The 26,841-nt window shown below is 66.0% G+C and carries 26 protein-coding genes; 2 read left to right on the top strand and 24 right to left on the bottom strand.

Annotated elements, in window-relative coordinates; genetic code table 11:
* Positions 1-30 precede the first annotated feature (30 nt).
* From fabF to ndk, 9 genes are all read right to left on the bottom strand, one after another.
* Positions 31-1,278 carry a beta-ketoacyl-ACP synthase II gene (gene fabF / locus VGQ44_02135; protein ID HEV8445582.1) on the bottom strand — a complete coding sequence of 416 codons (1,248 nt, stop codon included), beginning with the start codon at positions 1,276-1,278 and terminating at the stop codon, positions 31-33.
* Positions 1,275-1,520, bottom strand: a complete 246-nt coding sequence (locus VGQ44_02130) for an acyl carrier protein (protein HEV8445581.1) — start codon at positions 1,518-1,520, stop codon at positions 1,275-1,277. Before VGQ44_02130 ends, fabF begins: the two co-directional genes overlap by 4 nt.
* Positions 1,521-1,674: 154 nt before the next feature.
* The gene (fabG, locus tag VGQ44_02125; protein HEV8445580.1) at positions 1,675-2,412 is read right to left on the bottom strand and encodes a 3-oxoacyl-[acyl-carrier-protein] reductase; all 738 of its coding nucleotides are present in this window, start codon (positions 2,410-2,412) and stop codon (positions 1,675-1,677) included.
* Positions 2,409-3,350, bottom strand: a complete 942-nt coding sequence (fabD, locus tag VGQ44_02120) for an ACP S-malonyltransferase (protein HEV8445579.1) — start codon at positions 3,348-3,350, stop codon at positions 2,409-2,411. Before fabD ends, fabG begins: the two co-directional genes overlap by 4 nt.
* Positions 3,351-3,352: 2 nt before the next feature.
* On the bottom strand, positions 3,353-4,339 hold the full coding sequence (locus VGQ44_02115; protein ID HEV8445578.1) for a beta-ketoacyl-ACP synthase III: 987 nt from the start codon (positions 4,337-4,339) through the stop codon (positions 3,353-3,355).
* Positions 4,336-5,337, bottom strand: a complete 1,002-nt coding sequence (gene plsX, locus VGQ44_02110; protein ID HEV8445577.1) for a phosphate acyltransferase PlsX — start codon at positions 5,335-5,337, stop codon at positions 4,336-4,338. The genes VGQ44_02115 and plsX overlap by 4 nt, the downstream gene beginning before the upstream one ends.
* 2 nt (positions 5,338-5,339) lie before the next feature.
* Positions 5,340-5,522: a 50S ribosomal protein L32 gene (gene rpmF, locus VGQ44_02105; GenBank protein HEV8445576.1), complete on the bottom strand. Its 183-nt coding sequence runs from the start codon at positions 5,520-5,522 to the stop codon at positions 5,340-5,342.
* A gap of 51 nt (positions 5,523-5,573) precedes the next feature.
* Positions 5,574-6,086, bottom strand: a complete 513-nt coding sequence (locus VGQ44_02100; protein ID HEV8445575.1) for a DUF177 domain-containing protein — start codon at positions 6,084-6,086, stop codon at positions 5,574-5,576.
* A 65-nt stretch (positions 6,087-6,151) separates the two neighbouring features.
* Positions 6,152-6,580 (bottom strand): nucleoside-diphosphate kinase, encoded by a 429-nt coding sequence (gene ndk / locus VGQ44_02095; GenBank protein ID HEV8445574.1) that lies wholly within the window; start codon positions 6,578-6,580, stop codon positions 6,152-6,154.
* An 82-nt stretch (positions 6,581-6,662) separates the two neighbouring features.
* Between ndk and VGQ44_02090 the strand changes: the two genes are divergently transcribed.
* Both VGQ44_02090 and VGQ44_02085 read left to right on the top strand, forming a co-directional pair.
* Positions 6,663-7,310 carry a hypothetical protein gene (locus VGQ44_02090; protein HEV8445573.1) on the top strand — a complete coding sequence of 216 codons (648 nt, stop codon included), beginning with the start codon at positions 6,663-6,665 and terminating at the stop codon, positions 7,308-7,310.
* A 213-nt stretch (positions 7,311-7,523) separates the two neighbouring features.
* A complete protein-coding gene (locus VGQ44_02085; GenBank protein ID HEV8445572.1) occupies positions 7,524-8,252 on the top strand; it encodes a hypothetical protein in 729 nt (242 codons plus the stop codon).
* A gap of 134 nt (positions 8,253-8,386) precedes the next feature.
* On the opposite strand, the gene sucD is transcribed toward VGQ44_02085, so the two are convergent.
* The 15 genes from sucD to nuoE are packed head-to-tail and all read right to left on the bottom strand — an operon-like array spanning position 8,387 to position 26,792.
* On the bottom strand, positions 8,387-9,256 hold the full coding sequence (sucD, locus tag VGQ44_02080; GenBank protein ID HEV8445571.1) for a succinate--CoA ligase subunit alpha: 870 nt from the start codon (positions 9,254-9,256) through the stop codon (positions 8,387-8,389).
* Complete coding sequence (gene sucC / locus VGQ44_02075; protein HEV8445570.1) at positions 9,253-10,404, bottom strand: ADP-forming succinate--CoA ligase subunit beta; 1,152 nt, start codon at positions 10,402-10,404, stop codon at positions 9,253-9,255. Before sucC ends, sucD begins: the two co-directional genes overlap by 4 nt.
* Before the next feature lie 24 nt (positions 10,405-10,428).
* Positions 10,429-11,424 carry a carbamate kinase gene (locus VGQ44_02070; GenBank protein HEV8445569.1) on the bottom strand — a complete coding sequence of 332 codons (996 nt, stop codon included), beginning with the start codon at positions 11,422-11,424 and terminating at the stop codon, positions 10,429-10,431.
* Positions 11,421-13,868, bottom strand: a complete 2,448-nt coding sequence (locus VGQ44_02065; protein ID HEV8445568.1) for a UPF0182 family protein — start codon at positions 13,866-13,868, stop codon at positions 11,421-11,423. The genes VGQ44_02070 and VGQ44_02065 overlap by 4 nt, the downstream gene beginning before the upstream one ends.
* Before the next feature lies 1 nt (position 13,869).
* A complete protein-coding gene (locus tag VGQ44_02060) occupies positions 13,870-15,246 on the bottom strand; it encodes a phosphomannomutase/phosphoglucomutase (protein ID HEV8445567.1) in 1,377 nt (458 codons plus the stop codon).
* 39 nt (positions 15,247-15,285) lie between these two features.
* Positions 15,286-16,848: an NADH-quinone oxidoreductase subunit N gene (locus VGQ44_02055; protein ID HEV8445566.1), complete on the bottom strand. Its 1,563-nt coding sequence runs from the start codon at positions 16,846-16,848 to the stop codon at positions 15,286-15,288.
* A complete protein-coding gene (locus VGQ44_02050; protein HEV8445565.1) occupies positions 16,845-18,449 on the bottom strand; it encodes an NADH-quinone oxidoreductase subunit M in 1,605 nt (534 codons plus the stop codon). The genes VGQ44_02055 and VGQ44_02050 overlap by 4 nt, the downstream gene beginning before the upstream one ends.
* 22 nt (positions 18,450-18,471) lie before the next feature.
* A complete protein-coding gene (gene nuoL / locus VGQ44_02045) occupies positions 18,472-20,676 on the bottom strand; it encodes an NADH-quinone oxidoreductase subunit L (GenBank protein HEV8445564.1) in 2,205 nt (734 codons plus the stop codon).
* The gene (gene nuoK, locus VGQ44_02040) at positions 20,676-20,969 is read right to left on the bottom strand and encodes an NADH-quinone oxidoreductase subunit NuoK (protein ID HEV8445563.1); all 294 of its coding nucleotides are present in this window, start codon (positions 20,967-20,969) and stop codon (positions 20,676-20,678) included. The genes nuoL and nuoK overlap by 1 nt, the downstream gene beginning before the upstream one ends.
* Positions 20,959-21,540: an NADH-quinone oxidoreductase subunit J gene (locus tag VGQ44_02035; GenBank protein HEV8445562.1), complete on the bottom strand. Its 582-nt coding sequence runs from the start codon at positions 21,538-21,540 to the stop codon at positions 20,959-20,961. Before VGQ44_02035 ends, nuoK begins: the two co-directional genes overlap by 11 nt.
* On the bottom strand, positions 21,540-22,043 hold the full coding sequence (locus tag VGQ44_02030) for an NADH-quinone oxidoreductase subunit I (protein HEV8445561.1): 504 nt from the start codon (positions 22,041-22,043) through the stop codon (positions 21,540-21,542). The genes VGQ44_02035 and VGQ44_02030 overlap by 1 nt, the downstream gene beginning before the upstream one ends.
* Positions 22,043-23,392: an NADH-quinone oxidoreductase subunit NuoH gene (gene nuoH / locus VGQ44_02025; GenBank protein HEV8445560.1), complete on the bottom strand. Its 1,350-nt coding sequence runs from the start codon at positions 23,390-23,392 to the stop codon at positions 22,043-22,045. The genes VGQ44_02030 and nuoH overlap by 1 nt, the downstream gene beginning before the upstream one ends.
* Positions 23,389-24,969 carry a 2Fe-2S iron-sulfur cluster-binding protein gene (locus VGQ44_02020; protein HEV8445559.1) on the bottom strand — a complete coding sequence of 527 codons (1,581 nt, stop codon included), beginning with the start codon at positions 24,967-24,969 and terminating at the stop codon, positions 23,389-23,391. The genes nuoH and VGQ44_02020 overlap by 4 nt, the downstream gene beginning before the upstream one ends.
* Positions 24,969-26,282 (bottom strand): NADH-quinone oxidoreductase subunit NuoF, encoded by a 1,314-nt coding sequence (gene nuoF, locus VGQ44_02015; protein ID HEV8445558.1) that lies wholly within the window; start codon positions 26,280-26,282, stop codon positions 24,969-24,971. The genes VGQ44_02020 and nuoF overlap by 1 nt, the downstream gene beginning before the upstream one ends.
* A 3-nt stretch (positions 26,283-26,285) precedes the next feature.
* Positions 26,286-26,792: an NADH-quinone oxidoreductase subunit NuoE gene (nuoE, locus tag VGQ44_02010; GenBank protein HEV8445557.1), complete on the bottom strand. Its 507-nt coding sequence runs from the start codon at positions 26,790-26,792 to the stop codon at positions 26,286-26,288.
* Positions 26,793-26,841: the final 49 nt, after the last annotated feature.

The raw sequence follows: 26,841 nt of genomic DNA, 5'->3' as shown, positions 1-26,841 counted from the left end.
TCGAGTGAGACTGCCGGCGACGGCACGGCGCTACTCCTCGAAGCGCTTGACGGCGAGGGTCACGTTGTGACCCCCAAAGCCGAAGCTGTTGCTCAACACGGCGCGCACCGGCCGGTTGGCGGCGACGTTCGGTGTGTAGTTCAGGTCCAGCTCCGGATCCGGCGTCTGGTAGTTGATCGTCGGCGGGATGATGCAGTCGCGAACGGCGAGCGCGCCAATGATGAACTCCACCGCGCCGGCGGCGCCGAGCATGTGGCCGGTCATCGACTTCGTGGAGCTCACGTTCACTTTGGGCGCGGCGTCGCCGAAGACGGCCTTGATCGCCTTCGTCTCGTTGAGATCGTTCGCCGGCGTCGAGGTGCCGTGCGCGTTGATGTACTCGATGTCGCCCGGGCCGAGCTTCGCGTCGTTCATGGCGCGGCGCATGGCGCGCTGAGCGCCCTCGCCATCCGGGGCCGGCGCGGTGAGGTGATACGCATCGCCCGTCGCGCCGTAGCCGACGATTTCGGCGTAGATCGGCACGCCGCGGCTCAGCGCTCCCTCGAGGCTCTCGAGGATCACGATGCCCCCGCCTTCGCCCATGACGAAGCCGTCGCGGGTCGCGTCGAAGGGGCGCGACGCCGTCTCGGGAGACTCGTTGCGTTCCGATAGGGCCTTCATGTTCGCGAAGCCGCCGATGGCCATCGGTGTGACCGTGGCCTCGGAACCGCCCGTGATCACGACGTCGGCGTCGCCGTACTGGATGGTCCGGAACGCGTCGCCGATCGCGTGCGCGCTCGTGGCGCAGGCCGAGATCGTGGCGTAGTTCGGGCCCTTGGCGTTGAACCGCATCGAGACAAGGCCGGCCGCGATGTCGGAGATGAACATCGGGATGAAGAACGCGCTGATCTTGCTCTGCCCGCGCTCGCGGTAGACGTCGTGCTGCTCCTCGAACGTCTTGAGGCCGCCGATGCCGCTCCCGATGATGACCCCGACGCGGTCCGGGTCGTACGCCGACCCGTTATCGAGGCCGGCGTCCGCCATCGCCTGAACCGACGCGGCGAGCGCGTACTGCGCGAACAGGTCCGCGCGCTTGGCTTCCTTGCGCTCGAGGTAGATGAGCGGGTCGAAGCCTTTGACCTCGCACGCAAAATGGACCGGGAACGTGCTGTGGTCGAATTTCGTGATGTTGGCGCCGCCCGACACGCCTTCGGTTATTGCGCGCCAAGTCGCCGCCACGTCGTTACCGACTGGCGTGATCGCCCCCATTCCGGTGACGACGACCCGGCGTTTGCTCACGCGGTGGTCCCGACCTTCTGATTCAGATAGCCGACCGCGTCGCCGACGGTGCGGAGCTTCTCGGCGTCTTCGTCGGGGATGTCGATGTTGAACTCTTTTTCGAATTCCATGACCAGCTCGACGATGTCGAGGCTGTCGGCGCCGAGGTCCTCGATGAAGCTCGCCTGGTCGGTGAGCTTTTCACGCTCAACGCCCAGTTCCTTCTCGATAATGTCACGAACCTTCTGAGCGTTGTCGGGCATTTGAATCGGTCCTCGATCGGATAGGAGAAATTGGGAGTGGGGGTCTGCAGACTAATCTACTCGGCCCGGGCGGCCACTGTCAGCTAACGTGAATGGGCATTGGAAGATGCGACCCCGGCCTTCCGTGTGACTTCATACGGTCGTTCCAGAGCGCTCACATGACCATGCCGCCGTCGACGATGAAGACCTGGCCGGTGATGTACGACGCGAGATCGGACGCGAGAAATGTCACGAGGCTCGCAACGTCGGCCGGGGTCCCGAGCCGCTCGAGCGGGATCTGTGCGAACAGTGTTTTCTTGGCGTCGTCGGTCATCGCGTGCGTCATGTCCGTTTCGATGAAGCCCGGGGCGACCACGTTGGCGAGGATGTTTCGCGACGCGAGTTCTTTCGCGACCGACTTGGTGAGGCCGATGAGCCCCGCCTTGCTCGCCGCGTAGTTCGACTGGCCCTTGTTGCCGACGACACCGACGACGCTGGCGATGTTGATGATCCGCCCCCATCGCCGCTTCATCATGCCACGCGTCGCCGCCCGCATCGCGACGAACGCACCACGCAGGTTCGCGTCCAGTACCGCGTCCCAGTCGTCGTCCTTGAGACGCATCAACAGGTTGTCGCGGTTGAGGCCGGCGTTGTTCACGAGGATGTCGAGCGCGCCGAAATCCCTCTCCACGCTCTCGATGAGCGACGTCATGGCGGCAATGTCGGCGACGTCGCAACCGTAGCCGCGCGCCTCGGGAGATATCGAGGCTGCCGCCTCTTTCGCTCGCTCGGCGTCGCGGCCGACGACGGCGACCCTGGCGCCGGCGCCCGCGAGCGATTGGGCGATCGCGCGGCCGATGCCACGCGTGCTTCCCGTGACGAGCGCGACTCGGCCGCCGAGGTCGATCTTCACGAAACAGCGAGCTCGGTGAGCTGCGCGACTTCGGCGGCCGTACCGCACGTCGCCGTCTTGAGCGACGCGTCGATCTTCTTCACCAATCCGACGAGCACCGACCCCGGACCCATCTCGACGTAGAGCGCATTGGGATGCTGCCGCGCGATTGCGAGAATCTCGTCGCTCCACCGCACCGGACTCGCGAGCTGTCGAAGCAGCAGATTCTTCGCGGTCCGCGCGGCGGTCACCGGCTCGGTCGTCACATTCGAGTAGACCGGGAAGTCGGGATCGCCAAACGACGCGGCATCAAGCGCTTGGGAGAGTCCATCGGAAGCGCTTTCCATGAGCGGCGAGTGGAATGCGCCGCTCACGTTGAGGCGGATCGCTCTTTTGGCACCCGCCTCCTTGAACAACGCCATCGCGCGCTCGACTCCGGCGATCTCTCCGCTCACGACGAGCTGCCCCGGGCAGTTGTAGTTCGCCGGCACGACGAGACCAGCTTCGCTCGACGCCTGCGCGCAGATCTCGTCTACGGGACGACGCACGTCACCGAGAATTGCCGCCATCGTTCCGGGCTGCTTCACCCCGCTCTCGTACATCAGCTCACCGCGGCGCCGCACGACGCGCACACCGTCTTCGACGTCCAGCGAAGCGGCGGCGTGGTAGGCGGTCAGCTCACCGAGCGAATGCCCCGCCGCGGCGACGACACGCGAACCGATCGCGTCCTTCACGGTCGCCCACACCGCGGCGCCGTGCGCGAGGAGCGCCGGCTGCGCGTTGTGGGTGAGCGTCAGCTCCTCGGCCGGGCCATCGAAACACAGCTTGCTGAGCGGAGCATCGAGGGCCGCGTCGGCGCGCCGGAATACCTCGCGCGCCTCGGCGAACGAGTCGACGAGGTCCTTGGCCATACCGGGCTTCTGCGAGCCCTGCCCGGGAAAAAGGAGAACGACGTCCATGGTCAGAGGCGGACCACCATCGAACCCCAGGTGAAGCCCGCGCCGAACGCGACGAGCAATACGGTCGACCCTTCGCCGATGGTCCCCTTCTCCACCGCCTCGTCGAGCGCGATCGGGACCGACGCGGCCGACGTGTTTCCGAAGCGGTCCACGTTCACGTAAACCTTGTCCATCGAGATGTTCGCGTGCTTTGCGGTCGCCTCGATGATCCGAATGTTCGCTTGGTGCGGGATCATCAGATCGATGTCGGCGCCCGTCAGCTTTGCGGCGTCCAGCGCGCGCGTAGACGCTTCGGACATCGACCGCACCGCGTTCTTGAAGACCTCTCGGCCGTTCATCTTGATGAATTGCGAGTGGTCGGCGAGCACGTCGGTCGAAAAGGGCCGCGCCGCTCCGCCGGAAGGGCGGCAGAGCAAGTCGCCAAGCGTCCCGTCGCTGCGGACGAAAGTCGACAGAATCCCCTTGCCGTGCTTCGACCGCTTGAGGACCGCGGCGCCGGCGCCGTCTCCGAAGAGCACGCACGTCGAGCGGTCGGTCCAGTCGGTGATCGCGCTGAGTTTTTCGACGCCGACGACGAGCGCCGTGTCGGCGTTGCCGACGGCGATCATGCTCTCGGCGACGGTCGCGCTGTAGATGAATCCCGAGCACGCCGCGCCGATGTCGAACGCCGCGGCGCGGCTCGCGCCGAGCGCTGCCTGAAGATCCACCGCCGCCGACGGGAGCAGCCGATCCGGCGATGCAGTGCCGAGCACGATGATGTCGAGCTCACCGGGGTGAACGCCCGCCTTTTCCATCGCCGAGCGCGACGCGCACGCCGCGAGATCGGTGGCACTCTCGGTTTTGGCGATGTGGCGTTCTTTGATTCCCGTGCGCTCGACGATCCACTCGTCGGTCGTTTCGATGCCGATCTTCGCGAAGTCGAAGTTCGTCATGACGGTGGCCGGGACGCCGCGTCCCGTGCCCGCGAAGTAAACGATGGGTCTCTTCATGCCAGATGCCGGCCGATGTGTTCGTTCATTCGCGTCTCGACCGCCTGGACGGCGACCTTGATGGCGTTCTTGATGGCGCGCGGCGACGATTTGCCGTGCGAGATGATGCTCACGCCGTTCACGCCGAGAAGGGGCGCGCCGCCGTGCTCGGAGTAGTCGAGCTGCTTGAGGGCGCCCATCATCGTTTTTTCGTCGACGCCGGCCTTGACCAGCATGCGCGTAATGAGCGGTGCGACCGCCTCGTAGAACTTGAGCACGACGTTGCCGACGAATCCGTCGCAGACGACGACGTCTATGGGGCCGCGGTCGCAAGCACCCGCTGGCAGATCGCGTCCTTCGACGTTGCCGAGGAAGTTCAGGCCGGCCGCTTGAAGAAGTTGATGTGCTTCCTTCGACGCCGCGTTGCCCTTTTCCGCCTCTTCGCCGATGCTGAGCAGCCCGACGGCGGGATTCTCCCGCCCGAGGAGATCTTCGGCGTAGACGACGCCGAGCCGGGCAAACTGGACCAGCTCTTCCGCCGAGCAGTCGACGTTCGCGCCCGAATCGAGCACGACGATCGGCTTGCGACCGGTTGGAAAGAGCGTCGCGATCGCCGGCCGCTTCACTCCCGTGTGGAGACGCAACACGACCATCGACGCCGCCATTTGCGCGCCGGTGTTGCCGGCCGACACGAAGCCGTCGGATTTTCCGTCGGCCTGCAGCTTGAGCCCGACGATCATCGAGCTGTTCGGCTTGCCGCGGACCGCGGCCGCCGGTTTGTCGGTCATCTCGATGACGTCGGGAGCTTCGACGATCTCGGCGCGACTACGCTGCGCGCCGAGCGACTCGTACTGCGGCTCGAGCAGCAGCGCGTCGAGCTGTTCGCCGACGACGCTCGATCGGCCGACGAGCTGCAGAGTGTGACGTGGATCGAGCTCGCCGAGGGCGAGGAGCGCACCGGCGACGGTCGCTTGGGGAGCGAAGTCGCCCCCCATCGCGTCCAACGCGATCCGCGCCAAGGCTACGCTTCCCTGGCTTCGACCCGCTGTTTACCGGCGTAGTAGCCGCACTCGGCGCACACGCGATGCGGCCGCCTGGGCGCACCACACTTCGGACAAGCCTGCAGAATGACAGCGGGCGCCTTCTTGTGCGTGTTGCGGGCGCGCTTCTTTCGCTTGGAGGTGCGTCTTTTGGGGACGGCCATGGTCTTTCTTGAGAGAGGTGGTCGGGTGGCGGGGGGCGGAGAAGTACCGTACTACCGCGAGGAAAGATTGAGCTTCTTCAGTGCATCCCAGCGCGGGTCGCTCGCCTGCTCCGCGCATTCGTGCGGACCGGCGTTGAGGTCGGCCCCGCAGCGCGGGCAGAGGCCCTTGCAGTCCGGGCGACACAGCGCGTAGGCCGGCGCCGCGAGGAGCCATTGCTCGCGCAACGCAGGACGAACGTCGAGGTCCGCCGCCGTGCGCTCGTACACGTACACGTCCGGTTCGTCGGCGTCTTCGCTGCCCTGCTCGGCGAAGATGATGTGCGCTTCGTCGTCTACGTGCGCCGTGGCGCCAGCCAGACAGCGGCTGCACTGCAGGACAACGTCGCCGTGCAGATGGCCATGCCAATAAAAACGGCTTTGGCCGGCCGACGAAATCCGGCCGGAGACCCGCACGCCGTTGACGGGTTTTCGATCGCTTTCTTCCCACACCGGATCGTCGGCCGACAGCACCTCGTCGACGATCGCGGCGTGTGCTTCGAGGGATCGAATGTCGAATGACAGCATCCCTCAAAAGTAGCCCGTCACATAGCTCACTACAAGTTGCTGGAGCGACAGAGCTTAGATCGAGGTCAACGAGCGCCGAGGACGTCCGATTCGGCGAAGAAAAAGCGCGCTTCTCGCTCGGCATTTTCGTCCGAGTCCGAGGCATGGATGGCGTTGCGCTCCTTGGACTCCGCGTAGAGCTTGCGAACGGTACCGGCTTCGGCCTGCGCGGGATCGGTCGCACCGATGGCGGTGCGCAGCGCGGCGACGGCGTTGTCTTTCTCGAGGACCATCGGCATGCAGGGGCCTGAGGTCATGAACGAGACGAGCGGCGTGAAGAAAGGCCGTTCCCGGTGTACGGCGTAAAACTCGCCGGCCTGCGATTCATTCATGTGCATGACGCGACTCGCGCGGACCTTGAAGCCCTGCTGCTCGAGGTGCGCGATGATCTTGCCCGCTTTGCCCGTCGACAGTGCGTCGGGTTTGATGATCGTGAGGGTAAAGTTGCCGGCCATGTGGTGTGTCCGTGATTTCGTTAGTTGTGTCGCCCGAGGTGGTATCGGGCGAACGCGACGAACAAATGTAGCCGCCCTCGCCGTGGCGCTCACCTTCGCCGTGGGCTGCGTGCCGTCGGTGACGCACGGCCCGCGAGTCGAGCCTGGGCCGTCGGCCGAGTTTTCGGTCGGACTCCAAGCACCGCGGAACCGCGCGAACGAAGGGGGCTGGCCACCCTTCGTGTTTCCGCCGGCGTCGGGGAACATCGCATACGGGCTGCGCGACAATTCGCTCGATTTCGGTCTCCGCGTGGCCGGCGGAATCAGCGCCATGCTACAGTTTCAGGCGGATGTTTACGCTCAACTTCCCCGTCGTGCTCTACTGGGCTTAGACGGCGGCGTCGGCGTTGCGGCGATAGCGCCGTCACCGGCAAACACGGCGCCCATGCCGTACGCCGAGGTGGGATGGATTCGCGCCGGCAACGGACCCTACGCAGTGGCGGGTTACGTCCACGAGATCGTCGACACAAATAAGGCCGGGGCGCCCGAGGTCCTCCACGCGGACGGATGGGTGGGCACGCTCGCTTACCAGTTCTCGCATCAACAGGGACGCGTGCGGCCGTTCGCGACGGCGGTCATAGGCCGAAAATACCCGATGCACTGTTACGGAGCGGGTTCAGACTGCTCGGCGTTCCGGCCGCCTCGGGCGTTGTTCGCCGGGTTGAGCATCGAGGCCGGGCCGCACTGGTGATTTCAGCGCCTCGCCGATGGACCTTCGGCTTCTCGGCCTTGGAGCCGGCTTTTCGAATGGCCACTCGAGCCTGGCCCAGAGCGGCAGCGATGAGCAGGAGCATGAGCCTCGACGAGGACGACCCCGGAAAGTTCCCTAAGAACAAAGGTCAATTGCGACGTCACCGGCCCGCATCTCGCACTCCTGAACGGCAGTCGCTTTCCGGAGGGCAGGATGCGAGCGACCAAACTATCAACGATTTACCTGAGTCTCGCGGCGGCGCTCGCCGTCATGAGCGCCTCACCGCTGAGTGCGCAACGCGAGCTGTTCCAGTGGAGCGGCCGCGTAGACCAGCAAGTTCTGTTGACCATGTCCGGGCGCAACGTGACGACGTCCAACGTCGGTCCATCGGAGCCCGGTCAACGCGGCATGACGGTGGTCTCTTCGCTCCCGAGTCGAGACGGTGAGGTCTCGGTTCGGATGCTCGAAGGCCGTGGTACGGCAGATGTCATTCGACAGCCTTCAGCCGAGAACGGATACTCGACCGTAATCCGAATCCGCGACCCGAAGGGTGGAACTGGCATGTACCACGTCGCCGTTGACTGGCAGCCAATGGCGGCCGGTGAGATCGGTCCGCCGCTCCTCGAGCGGCCGATGACCGAACGCAGCCAGCACATCGCGCTGCGATGGAGTGGTGACGTCGATGATGATCTCGTCATCACCCTCAGTCCTGACCAGCTGAACTACCACACGCGCAGCGGGCGCGACCCGAGCATGGTCGAGTCCACGTTGAACGGGATCCCGGAAGGGACGTCGGGCATCTGGGTTTCAGAGCGTGAAGGACGCGATCCGGTCGTCGTGATTCAGCAGCCGAGCGCGGACAACGGCTACGTCGCCAAGATCCGCATCCACGACGTGGAGCGCGGAGCCAGTCACTACAGCTTTGACGTCCTCTGGCGGTGAGGCGCTCACTCCTCGGAGGCCACAGTCCTCTCACGACCAGAATCTGACGTCGAACAAATGGCTCGCCCTTTCGGGCGAGCCATTTTGTTTTCGCGTTCTTCTGTGCCGGCCCGCCGGCCCACCGGCCCACCGGTTCAGAGCTTCTTCTTCAACAGCTCGACGAAGTCGATCGGCCGTTTGGCGACGCCCATCCCCGCCGCCTCGAACGCGGCAATCTTTTCGGCCGCGGTTCCGGCGGAGCCGCTGATAATCGCGCCCGCGTGGCCCATGCGGCGTCCAGGTGGCGCGGTCTGCCCCGCGATAAAGCCGACCACCGGCTTTTTCATGTTCTGCATCACGAACGTCGCGGCGTCTTGCTCGTCGGTACCGCCGATCTCGCCCATCATCGCGACGGCCTTCGTCGCCGGATCCGCCTCGAACGCCGCGAGGCAGTCGATGAAGTTCGTGCCGTTGATCGGATCGCCGCCGATGCCGACGCAGGTCGACTGGCCGAGTCCCGCGCGAGTCAGCTGATAGACGACTTCGTAGGTGAGCGTCCCGGAGCGGCTCACGACGCCGACGCTGCCGGGGGTGCAGATGCGCCCTGGAATGATGCCGACTTTCGACTGCCCCGGAGAGATGAGTCCCGGGCAGTTCGGACCGATGAGGCGCGCGCCTTTCTCTTTCACGAACGGATACACGCGGGTCATGTCGAGCACCGGAACGCCTTCGGTGATCGCGACGATCAGCTTCACGCCCGCATCGGCGGCCTCGAGGATCGCGTCGGCGGCGAACATCGGCGGCACGTAGATGACCGACGTGTTGGCGCCCGTCGCGGCCACGGCGTCGGCGACGGAGTTGAAGATCGGCGTCTTGTCCTCGAACTTCTGTCCGCCTTTGCCCGGCGTGACGCCGGCGACGATGCGCGTGCCGTACTCGAGCATCTGCTTGGCGTGGAACGAGCCGTCGCGCCCCGTGATGCCCTGCACGACCACGGTCGTGTTCTTGTCGATGAAGATGCTCACGCTGTCTTCCCTCCCTTCGCCAGCGCGACGGCGCTCTTCACCGCTTCGTCCATGTCCGACGACGCCGAAAAGCCGTTCTCCTGCAGAATCTTCATCGCGATCTCTTCGTTCGTTCCGGTGAGGCGGATGACCAGCGGCACCTTGAGCGGATTCTGTTTCGTGGCGGTCACGATGCCGTTCGCCACGTCATCCGTGCGCGTGATACCGCCGAAAATATTGAACAGAATCGCTTTCACGTTCTTGTCAGCCGTGATGATCTTGAGCGCGTTCACGACTTTCTCGGGATTCGACGAGCCGCCGATGTCGAGGAAGTTGGCCGGATCGCCGCCGTAGTACTTCACCAAGTCCATCGTCGCCATCGCCAGCCCGGCGCCGTTCACGACACAGCCGACGTCGCCGTCGAGCTTGATGAACGTGAGGTTCGCGTTGCGCGCCAGCACTTCACTCGGCGCTTCGGCGCTCTCGTCGCGCAACGCGGCGATCTCGGGATGCCGATCGAGCTCGTTGTCGTCGATCACCATCTTCGCGTCGAGTGCGACGACGTCGCCCGCCGGGGCGGGCGTCGTGACGAGTGGATTGATCTCGGCCAGCGAGCATCCGTTCTTCATGAATGCGGCGTAGAGCTGCTGCATGATCTTCCCCGCCGCGCGCACTTGCTTGACGTCGTTATAGAGGAAGAAGCCGAGTCGGCTGGCCTGGTACGGCTGCAATCCGTACCGTGTATCGATCGGGAGCTTGAGGATCTTGTCCGGCGTCTTGGCGGCGACTTCCTCGATGTCGATGCCGCCGGCCGGGCTCACCATGAAAACTGGCTTCTTCGACGCACGGTCGAGAATGATGCCGGCATACGCTTCGGTCGCGATGTCCGCGGCCGGCGTGACGAGCACCTGCTCGACGGTGAGTCCTTTGATTTGCATGCCGAGGATTTTGCTCGCGATCTCGCGCGTCTCCTCGGGAGTCTTGGCGAGCTTCACACCGCCCGCCTTTCCGCGGCCGCCGGCGTGGACCTGCGCCTTCACCACCACCGTCGTGCCGAATTTGCGCGCGATCGCCTCGGCGTCGGCCGCGCTCCGCGCGACTTCGCCCGGCGGAATCGGCACGCCCTCCTTTCGCAGCAGCTCTTTCGCCTGATACTCGTGAATGTTCACGCGTTCTCCGTATGCGTCGTGTCGTTATGCCGTGATCGTGGTTCCCGCTTCGCCGTGCACCGCCTCCCGTCCGCGCGCCAGCGACGTGATGATCGCGCGCGGAGGTTCTGCGGACCGCGCGGCGTCGGTGCGGCGCACGAAATCAATCGCCGCACGTATCTTCGGCGCCATACTTCCCTCGCCGAAAGCCTTCTGCCGGTCCATGTTGCTCGCTTCGTCGGCGGTGAGCGTCGCGACCGGCCGCTGGCGCGGCGTACCCCAGTCGGCGTACACCGCCTCGACGTCGGTGAGAATCAGGAGGAGGGCGGCGCCCAGGTCGCGAGCCAACACCGCGGCCACGAGGTCCTTGTCGACGACGGCGTCGATTCCCTCCCAACCGAGCGTCGGATGCCGATACACGGGCGCGCCGCCGCCGCCGCACGCCACGACCGGGGTTCCCGCGTCCACCAGCGTGCGGATGACGTCCAACTCGCGAATGCCGAGCGGTACCGGGCTGCCTACGACACGTCGATGGTTGCCGTGCCCGTCCGCCTTGATCACGTAGCCCTCGTGCTCGAGCTCTGTCACCCGCTCGGGCGAAAGCGCGTGACCGATGAACTTCGTGGGATGCCTGAGCGCGGGATCGTTCGGATCGACCTGCACCTGCGTGATCACGGTTGCCACGCTTCGCGCGATGCGCGGCGCGCCGGGCTCGCGCATCAATGCGTTCTCCAGCGACTGCTGGATCATGTAGCCGATCCAGCCCGCGGTCGCGGCGACGAGGACACCGAGCGGCAGCGGGCTTGCCTCCTCGCGTGCCGCCTCGTTGCGCACCATCTCGTCGCCGACTTGTGGACCGTTGCCGTGGACCACGCACACGTTCCAACCGTCGTGGATCAGCTCGACGATTGGCGCGAGGCTTTCGCGCGTATGCCGAAACTGATTGTAGATGGTCGCCGTCTCACCGGCCGGCGCGAGGGCGTTGCCGCCGAGCGCGACGACCGCGACGCGGCTCCCTGCCTTTGGCGCCAGTCCGTTCACTTGCGCTTCTCCGGCGCGAGCAATCTGCCCAGGGCATCAAAGGCGTGGCCAAAGGCGACCCAATCACCTCGGCGGAGCGCGTCGCGCATCGCCGCGTAGAGCGCGCTCGCGCTGCTCTTCACTTCCGGCGACGCCGTGGCGGGCAAAGCGGGCACCGGCGGCACGAGCCCGAACGGCGGCGCGACCGAGCGCGCCGTGTCGTCGGACAACAACGCGACGCGGCCGATCGACGGCGCGCTTTGACCGCGCCAACGATACGACGGTTGAAGGAACGCGATGCCGGATCGCACGGGCACGACGCGGACACGGCCGCTCTCCACGGTGCCGTCGCGCCCCGTGTTGCCCGCGCTGTCCACCGAGCGAAGTCGGTCGAGCACCGCTCCCCACCGCGGGCCGGCCATCGGCAGCGGATACCAGAGCATGGCGTCGGATGCTCCGCCGAGCCCGATGATCAATCCGCGCAACCGATCGTTCTCGTCCACCAGCGGGAGCGCCACGGCGGTCGAGCTGCCTCCGCGAAGCGCGATCGGCACTTCGTCGCCGGCGAGCGCGCTGTCGGCGCCGTTCAACAGCGGAACGCGTCGTCCGATACCGGGCCCCGGTCCGTACCAGCCGAACGACGTCGCGCGCGCGTAGAGACCGTCGAGCGGCGGGCCGAGGAGCGAGCGCAGTCCCGGCGAAAGCGACTGCCACGTCGTGAACATCGACGGGAGCAGATGAACCCAGGTCGACGCGACCGGGTCGAGCACCGAATCGCGCACGAGGATGACTTCCCCCGTCGACGCCTGAACTACGGCGGTCGCCGCGTGGTGCAAATAGCTGAACTCGTCGGTGCCGATCTGGACGCGGCGGCTGAGCGGATAGTCCGCCGTCGCCGAATAGAGATCCACTGCCCAGTACAGTGTGTCGCCCGAGAGGAGGGGCGCGACCCGCCGGCCCTGAAAGAAGAAGGGCGCATAGCGGTGAAGCCGGTCGCGGATGTCGCGGTGCGTGATCAGTGTGGGGTGAGGCTGCGCGACGTCGCGCGACAGTATTCGCAAATTCTGAAGCGACCATGCCGCGGTCAGGCGCGCGAGGAACGTGTCGAGCGCGACGCCGGTCGTGTGCGTGAGCGAGTCCGACACGACGGCCATCGGCGACGCGCCGGGAAAAACGATCGGCAAGTCGAGCGGGCTGTCGTCCGTCGCCGACGCGCCGCTTCCCGCGACGCGCATCGGCGCTCCCCGCTCGTCGGCGTCGGCGGCGAGCACGCGTGCCGCGGTCCACGGTGCATGCGGCGACGCACCGGACGGCGGCGCGCTCACGACGTTCGCCACGAGTCCCTGCGGCGACGTCCGCCAGCCGATTGCCGAGCTTGCGTCGTCGGGACGATTGAGGTCGATCGCGCGATTGAGCGACGGGGCGTCCCAGACCGGCACCCACGGTAACGCCGCGGCGAGCGTCGGGTATACGTGCGCCGAGTCGAGGACGATCGAGTCGATGCCGAACGCGCGTTTGGTGAACGCGGCGCGAGTGCTCACGTAGTCGGCGTCGCGGCCGCGCCGATAGGCGTCGGGTCCGACGTGGTCCACCGCAAACGGCGCGACCTCGTGCACGAGCAATCCGAGCACGACGATCGTGAGCACGGCGACCCCGGCCAGACGAAATTGCCCCGCGAATCCGCCCCAGATGACGACGGCGGCCGCGCCGAGCGTCGCCAGCGCCAACACGAGATCTCCCGTCACGCCGACCTTGTCGTCGACGAATCCGAAGAGACCCTCCGGCCCCGTGCCCGACGTGACGAGCGCGTACATGTCGAGACGGAAGCTCCACGCGGCGAGGAGGAGCAAAACGCCGGCGAGCACCGTGAGATGGCGCTTCACGTAGCCGGTCATGTGGACCGTGCCGCGTTGAAAGCGAAGGCTCGGCGTCAACGCGTAGAGCAAGATCACCGCGAGGCCGATGACGGCGACGCCGACGAACGCCCAGTCCCAAAGCGTGTTCTCGAACGGAAGCCAGTAGACGAAGAATCCGAGGTCGGTTCGGAAATTCGGCTCCGGTTCCCCAAACAGTTGGCCGGAGCGGGCGAGAATCGCCGACGTCCAGCTTTCTCCCGACGGCAGGAGCAGCACCCCGATGAGAACGGCGAGAATGGCGGCGGCGGCGATCAAATACCTGCCCGGCACCTCCTCGCCGATCTCCAAATTGCCGACCCGGCGCGGAAACACGAGCGACACGACCGAGTGCCGCACCGCGTAGAAATTCACGTACGCGAAGATCGCCGTCGCGGCGAACGCGCCCGCGTCGATCGCGGCGATGGCTCCGGTGCGCAGGCGCCACAGCGCACCCGCGCCGAGCGCCTCGTACCACTGATAGTCGGCGTAGATCGCCGACAGCGCGCGGCCGGCGAGCAGCAGGATCGCGACCGCGCCCAGCACCGCCACGAACCAGCGCCGCGTCGTCATGTCAGACGTGCACGCCTTGGGCGCGCAGCCACCCCTCCATCTCGCCGCGGATCGCCGCGAGCCGCTCCGCGTTCGCCGCCTCGTAGCGCGCCACGATGACCGGCTGCGTGTTCGACGCGCGAATCAGTCCCCAGCCGTCGCCGAAGAGCACACGCACGCCGTCCACGTCGATCACGTCGTGCTTGGCGCGGAAATGCTCGACCGCGCGGTCGACGAGGCCGAACTTGAGCTCCTCGGGCACCTCGATGCGAATCTCCGGCGTCGCGACCAGCTCCGGCACGTCGGCCAGCGCCTGCGCGACGGTCTGCTTCGAATCCGCGAGGATTCTCAGAAGCCGCGCGGCGCCATAGAGCGCGTCGTCGTGGCCGTAAAACCCCTCGCTGAAGAACATGTGGCCGGACATCTCGCCGGCGACCGGGGCGTGCGTCTCGCGCATCTTGTCCTTGATGAGCGAGTGTCCGGTCTTCCACATCAGCGGTTTGCCGCCGGCTTTCGCGACGGCGTCGGAGAGCGACTGCGAACACTTCACGTCGAAGATGATCGGCTGGCCCGGGCCCGTCCGCTTCAACACGTCGCGGGCGTAGAGGATCAGAATCCGGTCGCCCCAGACGATGCCGCCGTTGCCGTCGACGACTCCGATGCGGTCCGCGTCGCCGTCGAACGCGATGCCGATCTCGGCGCCATCCTCTTTCACGGCGCGGATCAGATCCTCGAGATTCTCGGGGACGGTCGGATCGGGATGGTGGTTCGGAAAGGTCCCGTCACTCTCGCAGAAGAGACCGCGGCTTCCCGGCGCCAGCCCAAGCCGCGACAAAAGCTGCGGCGCGACGAGCGCGCCCGCTCCGTTGCCACAGTCGTACACCGCGCGAATGGGGCGCGAGAGCTTTCCGATTCTCTGAACGATGTCGTCGACGTATCGGTCGATGACCGGCTCTTGGCGTAGGGTGCCCCGCCGTGCCGCCGCGGGAGCCGGCCGTTGCGTCAGCACATAGAGATGCTGAATTTCGTCACCGTGCAGCGAGCCGGTTCCGACCGACAGCTTGAAGCCGTTGTACTCGGGCGGATTGTGTGACCCGGTGATCTGGATGCCGCCGACGACGGGAAGCTTGTTGAGCGCCCAGTAGTTGAGCGGAGTTGGCACGACGCCGATGTCCACGACGTCCACCCCGGCTCTCGTGAGCCCTTCGACAAGGGCGTCGCGTAGACTCGCGCCGCTCGGCCGGTTGTCACATCCGACGGCGACGGCGCCTCTCACCTGATGCTCGGCGAGATACGCCGCGTATGCGCCGCCGAGGGCGTGCGCGACTTCGGTGGTGAGATCGCGATCGACGATGCCGCGAATGTCGTACTGTCGAAAGATCCCGGGGGCGATGGCCATGCTACAAAATAGAACGGGGCCGTATTGCGGCCCCGTCGTTCATCGGATCGAGCCGGAGCCCGCGGGCAAGTCGTGAGCCGGCGGCGCGGTCGACGAAGTTTGCGGCACCATCTCCACTCGGGGGCGGGCGAGCCGCGCGATCGCGATCGCCTGCTCGGGAAAGAACCCGAACAACAAGATCAGTCCGACACTGAGTCCGAGGACCACGCGCGTGAGCCCGCCCGGCCGCTCCGGTGCCGGCACGTTGTCGGGGCGCGGCCGCATGAACATCAGCATGACGACGTACATGTAGTAGCCCGCCGAGACCACGGTCGTCAGCACGAGCACGACGGCGAGCGTCGTCTGCTTCGTCGGTGCCTGGAGTGCCGCCTGGAGCACGTACCACTTGGCGAAGAACCCCGCGCCGCCGAAGATCGGGAAGCCCATCAGCGCGAGCATCAGCACGGCCATGCACACCGACAGACCGGGGCTCACGCTGTACAGCCCCGAGAGGTCGTCGAGCATCACGGTGCCCTGCCCTTCGCGCGTCAGCGTCACGACGACGGCAAAGGCGCCGAACGTCGCCAGTGTGTAGACGAAGAGATAGAACAGCATCGCCGACGAACCTTGGAACGTGCCGGACGCGAGCGCGACGAGGAGATATCCCGCGTGGCCGATGCTCGAGTAGGCGAGCATTCGTTTGAGGTTCTTCTGCACGATGCCGATCGCGTTGCCGATGATCATCGTGGCGATCGCCAGCCCGGCGACGGCGGGCTGCCAAGTCGCGAAGCTCGTCGGGAATGCCTCGAGCCAGACGCGCAGGAACGCGACGAACGCCGCCGCTTTCACCGTCGCCGCCATGTACGCCGTGATCGCCGTGGGGGCGCCGTCGTACACGTCCGGCGCCCACATGTGGAACGGCACGGTGGCGACCTTGAAGCCGAAGCCGACCAGCATCAACGCGATTCCCGCGACGAGCAACGGGCTGTGGATCAAGTCGTACTGCACCGTACGCTCGGCGATCGTCACGAGGCTCGTCGTTCCGGTCGCGCCGTAGATGAGCGCGATTCCGTAGAGGAGAAACGCCGTCGAGAACGCGCCGAGCAGGAAGTACTTGAGCGCGCCCTCGGCCGAGCGCTCGCTCCGGCGGTTGATGCCCGACAGCGCGTAGACGGAGATCGACATCAGCTCGATGCCGAGGAAGACGATCATCAGGTCGCGCGCGGCGACCAACAGCATCATGCCCGACGACGCGAGCAGCACGAGCACGTGCGTCTCGGCGGCGGTGATGCCCGAGCGCATGTTGTCGTCCATGCTCAGCGCGATCGTGAACAGCGTGCCGAGCAGGATGACGACGTCCGCAAACCAACGGAAGTTGTCGAGCGCGATCACGCCCGGGCCGGGCACCGAGACGAACCGAGCGGCGAACCACAGCACTGCGAACATCGTCACGCCGACCAGAACGATGCTGGCGAGCCCGATATCGCGCTGATGCCGGTCGCTGTCGCGCCGCCACGCCGACCATACGAGCAGCACCATCGCCCCGCCCATCAGTATCAGATCGGGCACCAGCGCGAGCGTCAACTCAGCCGGGATCGAGACGTCGAGCGCGCGCGGGCTCATTCCCTGCCTCCGACCAGCGTCGCCTCGGGCAGTTCCCTCTGGCGGCCGCGATCCACCTGCGTCACGAAGCGCGCCGCGGCAGTCTGCATCCGGTTGAGCACAGGGGCCGGGTAGACGCCGAGCCACACGATCGCCGCCACGAGCGGAATCATGATCGCGAGCTCACGCCGGTTGAGATCCGGAATGTGCTCGTTCTCCGGCTTGTCGAGCCGGTTGAAGAGGATCCGCTGGATCGCCCACAGGAGATACGCGGCGGAAATGATCACCACCGTCGTCGCGACGACCGCGAAGATGGGCTGCGTGCGGAACGCGCCGACCAACACGAGGAATTCGCCGACGAAGCCGTTCGTGCCGGGAAGGCCGATGCTGCTGAACGTGACGATCGTCAGCATCGCCGCGAACATCGGTACGACGCGCGCGATGCCGCCATACGCCTCGATCAACCGCGTGTGCCGCCGCTCGTAGATCATGCCGACGAGAAGGAACAGCGCGCCGGTCGAGATGCCGTGGTTGATCATCACCATGAGCGCGCCCTGGACGCTCTGCACGGTGAGCGCGAAGATGCCGAGCATCACGAAGCCCAAGTGGCTCACCGACGAATAGGCGACCAGCTTCTTGAAGTCGGGCTGCACGAGCGACACCAGCGCGCCGTAGACGATGCCGATGACGGCGAGCGACAGGATGATCGACCGGATCGTCGGGTTCATCGCGGCCGTCGGGAACAGCGGCACGGCGAGCCGGATGAATCCAAACGTTCCGAGCTTCAGCATGATGCTCGCCAGCACCACCGACCCGGCCGTCGGCGCCTCGACGTGCGCGTCGGGCAGCCAGGTGTGGAACGGGAACATCGGGACCTTCACCGCGAACGCGAGGAAGAATCCGCCGAAGAGCCATTTCGCCGCCGTCGAGGTAATGGCGGCGTGTTGCAGCACGTAGTCGTAGTTGAAGCTCGCGATGCCGGTCATCGGGTCGCGCGCCGAATAGCCGAGGTACACGATCGCGGCGAGCATGAGCATCGAGCCGACCATCGTGTACAGGAAGAACTTGATGCTCGCGTAGACGCGGCGGTCGCCGCCCCACACGCCGATGATGAAGTACATCGGGATGAGCATCACTTCCCACATCACGTAGAACAGGAACAGATCGAGCGCCATGAAGACGCCCAGCATCCCCGTCGTGAGGATGAGCATGAGCGCATAGTAGCTGTGCGACCGCGCGCGGATGCTGGTCCAGCTCCCGCCGACGGCCGTCAGCATGATGAACGTCGTGAGGAGGATCATCATCACGGCGATCCCGTCCACGCCGAGCGTGAACCGAATGCCCCACGACGGAATCCACGAGAAATCGACCACCGACTGCCAGCCGGCGGCCGACGGATCGAAGCTCCACCACAGGCCGAGCGACACCACGAACTCGATCGCGAACATCACGAGCGCCAGCATGCGGGGCACGTTGGCCGCGCCCGTCGCGACTTCGTCTTCGCCGTGGGTCGATCGTCCGATGCTGTGCACCCAGATCCCCGCCGCGCCCATCAACGGGATGGCGAGGAGCGCGGGAAGCACCCACTGCTGATAGCCGATCGCGGTCAGAAAGCCGAGCATGAAGTCCGGTGTTGGAAGCGAATCAACGCGCGGTCACCGCGCCGAGTACCGCGAGCACTCCGATGGCCAGCACCCACGCGTACGTACCGAGCTGTCCCGATTGGAACTGCGATCCAACCCAGCCGACGAAGCGCGTCAGGTACCCCGCTCCGTTCACGCCGAGGCCGTCGATCAAACCGGCGTCGACGCCGCGCCACAGCAGGCCGCGCGAGGTGCCGACGACCGGCTTCACGATCGCCGTGTCGTAGATCTCGTCGACGTAGTACTTGTTGACGAGCACCTTCTCGAAGCCCTCTTCCTGTGGCGACCGACTCTTCGGCACGAGCGTCGCCGGCTTCAAGCGCATCACCGCGATCACGATGCCGACGACGGCGATCAGCACGGCCAGCGCGACGAGGCCCAACTCCAATCCCGGCGCGACCGGCGGCGATCCGCCGATCACGCGCTTGGTCGCGTCGCCCACCACCGGCTCGAGCCAGCGATCCAATCCGCCGACCGGTCCGAGCGGCGCGAACTCCGGGAGGTTCAACCACCCGCCGGCGACCGTGAGCACCGCGAGCACGACCAGCGGTCCGGTCATTACCCACGGCGCTTCGGCGAGATGCGGCCGCTCGGCTTCGCCGGTGCGGTTCGGACCGTGGAAGGTGTACAACATCATGCGCGTCATGTAGACCGCGGTCATGAGCGCGGCGCTGAGGCCGAGCACCCAGGCGACGTAGAGCCAAGCCGTTCCGGGAATTCCGAACAGGTGCGCCTGCGCGATCGTGGATCCTTGGGCACGCGCGAACAGCGAGCCGAGGATTTCGTCCTTGGAGAAGAAGCCGGCGAGCGGCGGAATGCCGGCGATTGCGAGCGTCGCGATCCACATCAGGATGAACGTGGTCGGCATGTACTTCCGCAGGCCGCCCATGTTGCGCATGTCCTGCGCGTCGTCGTGGTTCCCCGTGTGGTGATACGCGGCGTGCATCGCGTAGATCACCGAGCCCGATCCGAGGAACAGGAGCGCTTTGAAGAACGCGTGCGTGGCAAGATGGAACATGCCCGCCACGTACGCGCCCGATCCGACGCCGATGAACATGTAGCCGAGCTGCGAGACGGTCGAATACGCGAGGACCTTCTTGATGTCCCACTGCTTGAGGCCGATCGACGCCGCGAAGATCGCGGTCAGCGCGCCGATGAGCACCACCACCAGCTCCGCCACCGGTGCGAGGGAGAACAGCATCGCGCTGCGCGCGATGAGGTAGACGCCCGCCGTCACCATCGTCGCCGCGTGGATCAGCGCCGAGACCGGCGTCGGGCCGGCCATCGCGTCGGGCAGCCAGATGTAGAGCGGGATCTGCGCGCTCTTGCCGGCGCAGCCGAGGAACAAGAAGAGGCAGATCGCCGTCACGACCGGGCCGCCGACCGCCAATCCTTTCGCCGCCTCGCCGACACCGACGAAGTCGAGCGTGCCGAGGTTGGCGAACAACAGGAACATCGCGACCAGGAACCCGAAATCGCCGACGCGGTTCACGACGAACGCTTTCTTGCCGGCGTCGGCGTTCGCCTTGTCGCTGAACCAGAAGCCGATGAGCAGGTATGAACAGAGGCTGACGCCTTCCCACCCGACGAAGACCAACGGGTAGTTCGCGCCGAGCACCAGCAACAGCATGAAGAAGACGAACAGGTTCAAATAGGCGAAGTAGCGCGGATAGCCCGGATCGTCGCGCATGTAGCCGACGCTGAACACGTGGATCAGCGCGCCGACGCCCGTCACGATCAGCACCATCAGCATCGACAGCTGGTCGAGCTGGAACGCGGCGTCGATCTGCAGGTCACCGACCGGCATCCACGAGAAGTAGCGCTGGACGAGGGGGTGCTCCATCGCTCCGCCGCCGGCGGCGCGCATCGCGAAGAAGATCGCGACGGCGACGAAGAAGGCGAGAATCAGAACGCCCGGGCCGACGAGGCTCGTGAGGCCGGCGAAGCGGTGACGCGGGACCGCATGATGCTCGTGCTTGCCGGCGTCGTCGTGACCTTCTCCGTGACCGGCGTGCGACTCCTCGCCGTGCGCGGCCGACGGATCGGCGGGTCCCGGCTGGTAGGCGGCGACGATCGACAGCAGCGCGTTGATCGCGAAGCCGAGCAACGGCAGCAGCGGGACGAGCCAGAGCCACGCCGCCGCGGTGTGACTGAGCGGGTGCGTCGCCTGGGCCGTCTCGGCCGCCGCTTGAAGGAGCGAGTGCATCAGCCCTTGAGGAGGTTGATGTTCTTGAGGTCCACGGTTGGCCGGTGGCGGAAGAGCGCGATGATGATCGCCAGTCCGACGGCCGCCTCGGCGGCGGCGACGGTCATGACGAAGAACACGAACACCTGGCCGGTGGCGCCGTACGACTGCGCAAACGCGACGAACGACAGATTCACGGCGTTGAGCATCAGCTCGACGCACATGAACACGATGATCGCGTTCCGGCGAATCAGCACGCCGAACACGCCGATCGCGAACAACACGGCCGAGAAAAAGAGGGCCTCAGCGAGCAAGGTCTTCTCCGCGCTGGCGTCCAACGACCACGGCGCCGACGATGGCCGCGAGCAGCAGAACGCTGGTGATCTCGAACGCCAACAAATACTGATTGAACAACGGAAGGGCGATCGGCGCCACGGCGCCGGTCGTCGCGATCTGATTCGCCTCGAACCCGGCGGGCAGCGTGAGCAGCGCGGGCGTTTTGGCGCGGGTCACCGCCAACACGTCGGCGACGATCGCGATGCCGACGGCTCCCGCGGCGAGCTTCCAGCCGATGCCGCGAATGTCGGCCGGCGGCGCTTTCCCCAGATTGAGGAGCATGATCACGAACAGGAACACGACCATGATCGCGCCGGCATAGACGATGACTTGCAGCGCGCCGATGAACTGCGCGTCGAGCAGCACGAACAGCGCGGCGAGGCAGAACATCGTGTTGACGAGCCAGAGCGCGGCGGCGACGGGACTCTTGCGCGTCACGAACAAGAGCGCCGACACGATCGCGATCAGCCCGAACAGATAGAAATGGAACGTGTAGAGCAACGACAACGTTCCGTGCGGCATCGACGGTGCTTGCTGTGGAACGAGCATCACTCGCCCTTGGGCTCGGCCGGGTCCCACAGCTCCGACACGGGATGCGTTTGCGCCATCAACCGTTCGAGATCGTAGACGAATCCGTCGCGGCTGTACTCGGAATTCTCGTAGTGCCGGCCGAGGTGGATCGCTTCTTCCGGGCAGACCTCCTGACAGTAGCCGCAGAAGATGCAGCGGAACTCGTCGATCTCGAACACGAGCGGATACCGGTTGCCGTTCTCGTCTTCGCCCGGGACGAGCTTGATGCAGTTCGCCGGGCACACGGTCGGACACAGGCCGCACGCGACGCACTTCGCCTTGCCGTCTTCCGTCGTCAGCATCCGGTGCGTGCCGCGCCAGCGGGGGGAGATGGTGTACTTCTCCTCGGGGTACTGGATCGTGACCTTCTCGGACATCGGCCGCAGCAGGTGGCGAAGCGTCAGCGCCATGCCTTGCAGCGAGGCGCGGACGTAGCTGGTCTGGTGGATCGGCCGCTCGAGCACTTTCACGCCGATGGCCATCAGTCGGTTCCTCCGTGTACGCCCGCGCCGACGGCGGTGCGCGCGTCCGAATAACGCTCACGCTCGAACGTCGCGCGGCGCAGCTTGTCGAGATTTCGCTTGTCGAGCCGCGAGTACGCCGGGCTCACGAGGCGCCCGCGATCGATCACGCCGAACAGCACCCCGAGCAGCACGATGTTGAGCACCAACATCGCGACGGCGAACTGCCACGACGACGGATGGAATCCCGCCGCATCCAGCCCGAGCGTCGCCGCCGCCACGATCACGATGTACGACAGCACCGTCGGGAGCATGAACTTCCAGCCGAGCGACATGAGCTGGTCATAGCGGAAGCGCGGCAGCGTCCAGCGCACCCAAATGAACACGAAGACGAAGAACAGGATCTTCGACCAGAAGAATCCGAACGTCACGATCGTTTTGAGAAAGGTGTGGGGCGCGACGTTGTCCCACATTGTGAATGGTATGTCCCAGCCGCCGAAAAACAGCGCCGACATCAGCGCGCTCGCCGTCATCACGTTCGCGTACTCGGCGATGAAGAACATCGAGAACTTCATGGAGCTGTACTCGGAGTGGTATCCGGCCACGAGCTCCGACTCGGCTTCGGGCAGGTCGAACGGCACGCGGTTCGTCTCGGCGAACGCGGCGACGATGAACACGAAGAACGCGACCGTCGTGTTGATCGCGTTCCAGTGGAGCCCCGTCCCGGCCTGCTGCTGCACCAACTGACTGAGCGACACGTTCCCGGCGAGGATGATCACCGGAATGGTCGACATGCCCATCGAGATCTCGTACGAGATCATCTGCGCGCTCGACCGCAGCCCGCCGAGCAGCGCGTACTTGTTGTTCGACGACCACCCGGCGAGCACGATGCCGTACACGCCGAGCGACGAGATCGCGAGAATGAAGAGGTAGCCGATCGGGAGCGGCGCGATGGCAGTGTCGATCGTTCCCCACTTCGAGTCCCAGGGTGCCCCGTAGGGGATGACGGCCCACGTGAGGAGCGCGGGGACGAACGACATCACCGGAGCCAAGATGAAGAGCGGCAGATACGCCTGCCCGGGATACGTCTCCTCCTTCATGATGTTCTTCACGCCGTCGGCGACGGACTGAAGGAGACCAAACGGCCCGACGCGGTTGGGCCCGCGGCGATCCTGAATGAACGCGCAGATGCGACGCTCGGCCCAGATCACGAGCATCACGCCAACCATGTAAATCGTGAAGATGAGGAGAATCTTCACGACGGTCGCGAGGAACCACGCGCCGCCGCCCTCGGGCGCCGGCAGGACGTTCAGTCCATTGGCGCCTGTCGTCGCCTGCGTCGCGGCCTGCAACAGGAAGGACCCGATCACGCGTTCGCTCCGGCGGTCTTGGCGCCGCTGATCTGACGTCCTCGCAAGCCGAGCGTGTCGTACGACATTCCCGCGAACTCGGACTGCGCGCCGGCGAGCGCCTTGAACACGTCGCTGGCGAGCGAGTAGTCCTCGGGCGTGCCCAGCGCGGCGAGCAGGTCGGCGATCACGAACCAGCTCGGCCTGGCGAAGCCCGGCGCGGCCTTCGCCTGCATGAAACGTTGCACGCGGCCGCGGAGGTTCGTGAAGGTCCCTTCTTCTTCCGTGAAGTTGGCGATCGGCAGAACCGCGGCGGCGAGATGACGCGCCCACGGCGGGAGCGTGGTCGAGACGACGACGATCGCGCTCGCCTTCGCGACGCCCTCCGCGTCGGCACCGACGAGCTCTTCGTCCGCCACGACGAGCACGTCGCCGGCCGCGAGGTCGGCGAGCGGCGTCGCGCTCTGCCTGAAGCCGAGCAGCTCGGCACCGCGCCCATTCGCCGCGCGATCTTTCCGGAGCGAGAGATCCTCGACGCCGGGAAGCGGCGCCTCGTCGCCCTGCTGTACGCGGAACACGCCGCGGCCGCCGGTTTCCTTGACGAGCTTCGACAGCAGGAAGAGCGCTTCGTTCGAGAGATTCGGCGACGCGAGGACGAACGCCTTCTTTCCCTTCAGCGCGCGAGCGGCTTCGGCGATGGCGATCGGCCAGTCGATTCCGGAAAGACCGCCACCCGCACCGCGGCGCACCATCGGCACGTCCACGCGGTCCTGCCGGTTCATCCAGCGGTAGTTGAGCCGGCCGTGATCGCACATGAAGTACGAGTTCACGTCCTCGTTGGGACGCGGACGGAGCCGCACGACGACGTTGTCGCGCGTCTCGACGATCATGTTGCAGCCCTGCGAACAGTTCGGGCAAACCGATGCCGTTCGATCGAGCTCCCACGACCGCGCCTTGTTCAACGAATCCTTGGAGAGCAGCGCGCCGACCGGGCAGAGGTCGATGACGTTCCCCGCCCACGGATGCGTGAGGTCCTGCCCCTCGAACTTCCCGATGACGGCGCGGTCGCCGCGCTCGCTCACGTTGAGCACGGGGTCGTGGGCCACGTCTTCCATGAACCGCACGCAGCGCGTGCAGAGGATGCAGCGGTTCGGCGTGTACATCACGTCGCCGCCGAAATCCTCGACCGGGTTGAACCGCTTCGGGTCGCGGTAGCGGCCTTCGCCGCGCCCTTCCATGTACGTGTAGTCCTGCAGCTCGCACTCACCCGCCTGATCGCAGATTGGGCAATCGAGCGGATGGTTGATGAGGAGCATCTCGAGCACGCCTTTGCGCGCTTCGATCGACTTCTCCGAGTGGACGTGGACGACGTTGCCCTCGGCCACGGCCGTCGCGCACGACGGCGCGAGCTTGGGCGCTTTTTCGACCTCGACGAGGCACATCCGGCACACGCCGGCGACCGGCAGCCCCGGATGGTAGCAGTAGTGCGGCACGAGCACGCCGGCGCGCTTCGCCGCCTCGAGAATGGACGTACCCGCGGGGACCGTAACCTGCCGTCCCTCGATCGTGAGCGTTACGCCCACAGGTGTATCTGCCACTAGGCCACCGCCGGGACGAGGATCGTCCGTTTCGACTTGATGAGCGCCTCGAAATCGGCGCGGAATTTCTTGAGTCCGGACACGACCGGCGTCGCGCACGAGTCGCTGAGCACGCAGATCGTCTTACCCGTCATGTTGTCGGCGATCGAGAGCAATGTGTCGAGGTCTTCGGGCGTACCCTCGCCGGCGACGATGCGCTCGAGGATCTTGGTCGTCCACGCGGTGCCTTCGCGGCACTGCGTGCACTGCGCGCAGCTCTCGTGAGCGAAGAAGCGCGCGGCGCGCGCGATCTGCTTCACGAGATTCTGCGAGTCGTCGATGCAGATCACGCCGCCCGAGCCGAGCATCGTGCCCTCGGCGACGAAGCCCTCGTAGTCCATGAGGCTCGCTTCGGCCTCGTCGACCGTCTGGATCGGCACGGAGATGCCGCCGGGGATGATCGCCTTGAACTTTCGCCCCGGCGGCGGACCGCCGCACAGGTCGTACAAGAATTCTTTGAACGGGAAGCCCATCGGCACTTCGTAGTTGCCGGGCTTTTGGATGTTGCCGCACACCGAGTAGAGCTTGGTGCCGGTGCTCTTCGGGTTGTCGGCGCGCATCCACTGCTTGTACCACGCGGCGCCGTTGTTGAGAATCGCCGGGACGGCGGCGAGGGTCTCGACGTTGTTGATCGTCGTCGGCTGCGCGAACACGCCCGACACCGCCGGGAACGGCGGCTTGATGCGCGGGTTGCCGCGCTTTCCCTCGAGCGAATTCATCAGCGCGGTCTCTTCACCGCAGATGTACGCGCCCGCGCCGCGGTGCACCCAGACGTTGACCGTTTTGCCGGTGCCCATCGCGTTCTTGCCGAGGATGCCGGCGTCGTAGCACTCCTTGAGTGCCGCCTCGACGCGCGCGATCGGCTCCGTGAATTCGCCGCGGATGTAGATGTAGCACGTCTCGGCGCCGATCGCGTACGATCCGATCGCGCAGCCTTCGATGAGCGCGTGCGGCGTCCACCGCATGATCTCGCGATCCTTGAACGTACCCGGCTCGGACTCGTCGGCGTTGCAGCAGAGGTAATGCGGCTTGCCGTCGCCGATCTTCATGAACGACCACTTGAGACCCGTCGGGAATCCGGCGCCGCCGCGCCCGCGGAGCCCGGAGTCCTTCACGACGTTCACGATGTCGGCGGGCGGCATGCCGAGCGCCTTTTCGAGCGCCGCGTAGCCGCCGCGCTTCTTCCAGCCGGCGAGCGTGACGGCGTCCTTCTCCCCGAAATGCTTGGAGAGAACGAGCGCTTCGCGACGGTGCGGTGCGTGCGGATATCCCATGCGTCAGGCGAGGCCGGAAAGAATCTCCGGCACCTTCTCCGGAGTCACCGACTCGATGAAGTCCTCGTTGATCATGATCGGCGTGGCGAAGCCGCAGGCGCCGAGGCACTCGACTTCGATCACCGTGTACTTGCCGTCGGGCGACGTCTGGCCCAGCTCGAAGCAGCCCGTGTGCTTGAGAAACGCGTCGACGACCGCTTCGGCGCCGCACACGTTGCAGGGCGACGTCGTGCAGATCTGGATGAAGTGCCGGCCGACGGGATGCTGGTGGTACATCGTGTAGAACGTGACCACACCCTTCACGTAGGCAGGCGTGAGGTCGAGCACCGAGGCGACTTCCGCCATCGCCTCGTCGCTCACCCAGCCGCGCTCGTGCTGCACCATCCACAGCGCCGGCAGAAGCGCCGCCATTTTCGTCGGATAGCGCGTGAGCAACTCGTCGAGCTCCGTCCGCCGCGCGCTGCCGGTTGTGAACACCGGCGCGTATTGCTCGGCATGGGCGTGACTCACGAGAGAGCCCTCGCGGAAGAGCTGTTGGTCCCCGCACTCCGCACGGCGC

Source organism: Gemmatimonadaceae bacterium (genome assembly GCA_036003045.1).
In the GTDB taxonomy this organism is placed as follows: Bacteria; Gemmatimonadota; Gemmatimonadetes; order Gemmatimonadales; family Gemmatimonadaceae; genus JAQBQB01.
The sequence above is the reverse complement of the archived record's forward strand: the minus strand, read 5'-3'. Positions and strand labels throughout refer to the sequence as shown.

Bases quoted from the DNA above. Each gene is read 5' to 3' on its own strand.
- VGQ44_02050 (HEV8445565.1), bottom strand. From the start codon at position 18,449: ATGCTCGGCTTTCTGACCGCGATCGGCTATCAGCAGTGGGTGCTTCCC.
- rpmF (HEV8445576.1), bottom strand. From the start codon at position 5,522: ATGGCCGTCCCCAAAAGACGCACCTCCAAGCGAAAGAAGCGCGCCCGC.
- VGQ44_02055 (HEV8445566.1), bottom strand. From the start codon at position 16,848: ATGAGCCCGCGCGCGCTCGACGTCTCGATCCCGGCTGAGTTGACGCTC.
- VGQ44_02085 (HEV8445572.1), top strand. From the start codon at position 7,524: ATGCGAGCGACCAAACTATCAACGATTTACCTGAGTCTCGCGGCGGCG.
- nuoF (HEV8445558.1), bottom strand. From the start codon at position 26,282: ATGGGATATCCGCACGCACCGCACCGTCGCGAAGCGCTCGTTCTCTCC.
- VGQ44_02065 (HEV8445568.1), bottom strand. From the start codon at position 13,868: ATGACGACGCGGCGCTGGTTCGTGGCGGTGCTGGGCGCGGTCGCGATC.
- VGQ44_02035 (HEV8445562.1), bottom strand. From the start codon at position 21,540: ATGCTCGTTCCACAGCAAGCACCGTCGATGCCGCACGGAACGTTGTCG.
- nuoL (HEV8445564.1), bottom strand. From the start codon at position 20,676: ATGCACTCGCTCCTTCAAGCGGCGGCCGAGACGGCCCAGGCGACGCAC.
- ndk (HEV8445574.1), bottom strand. From the start codon at position 6,580: ATGGCCGGCAACTTTACCCTCACGATCATCAAACCCGACGCACTGTCG.
- VGQ44_02115 (HEV8445578.1), bottom strand. From the start codon at position 4,339: ATGAAGAGACCCATCGTTTACTTCGCGGGCACGGGACGCGGCGTCCCG.
- VGQ44_02060 (HEV8445567.1), bottom strand. From the start codon at position 15,246: ATGGCCATCGCCCCCGGGATCTTTCGACAGTACGACATTCGCGGCATC.
- VGQ44_02130 (HEV8445581.1), bottom strand. From the start codon at position 1,520: ATGCCCGACAACGCTCAGAAGGTTCGTGACATTATCGAGAAGGAACTG.
- VGQ44_02100 (HEV8445575.1), bottom strand. From the start codon at position 6,086: ATGCTGTCATTCGACATTCGATCCCTCGAAGCACACGCCGCGATCGTC.
- VGQ44_02030 (HEV8445561.1), bottom strand. From the start codon at position 22,043: ATGGCCATCGGCGTGAAAGTGCTCGAGCGGCCGATCCACCAGACCAGC.
- fabD (HEV8445579.1), bottom strand. From the start codon at position 3,350: ATGGACGTCGTTCTCCTTTTTCCCGGGCAGGGCTCGCAGAAGCCCGGT.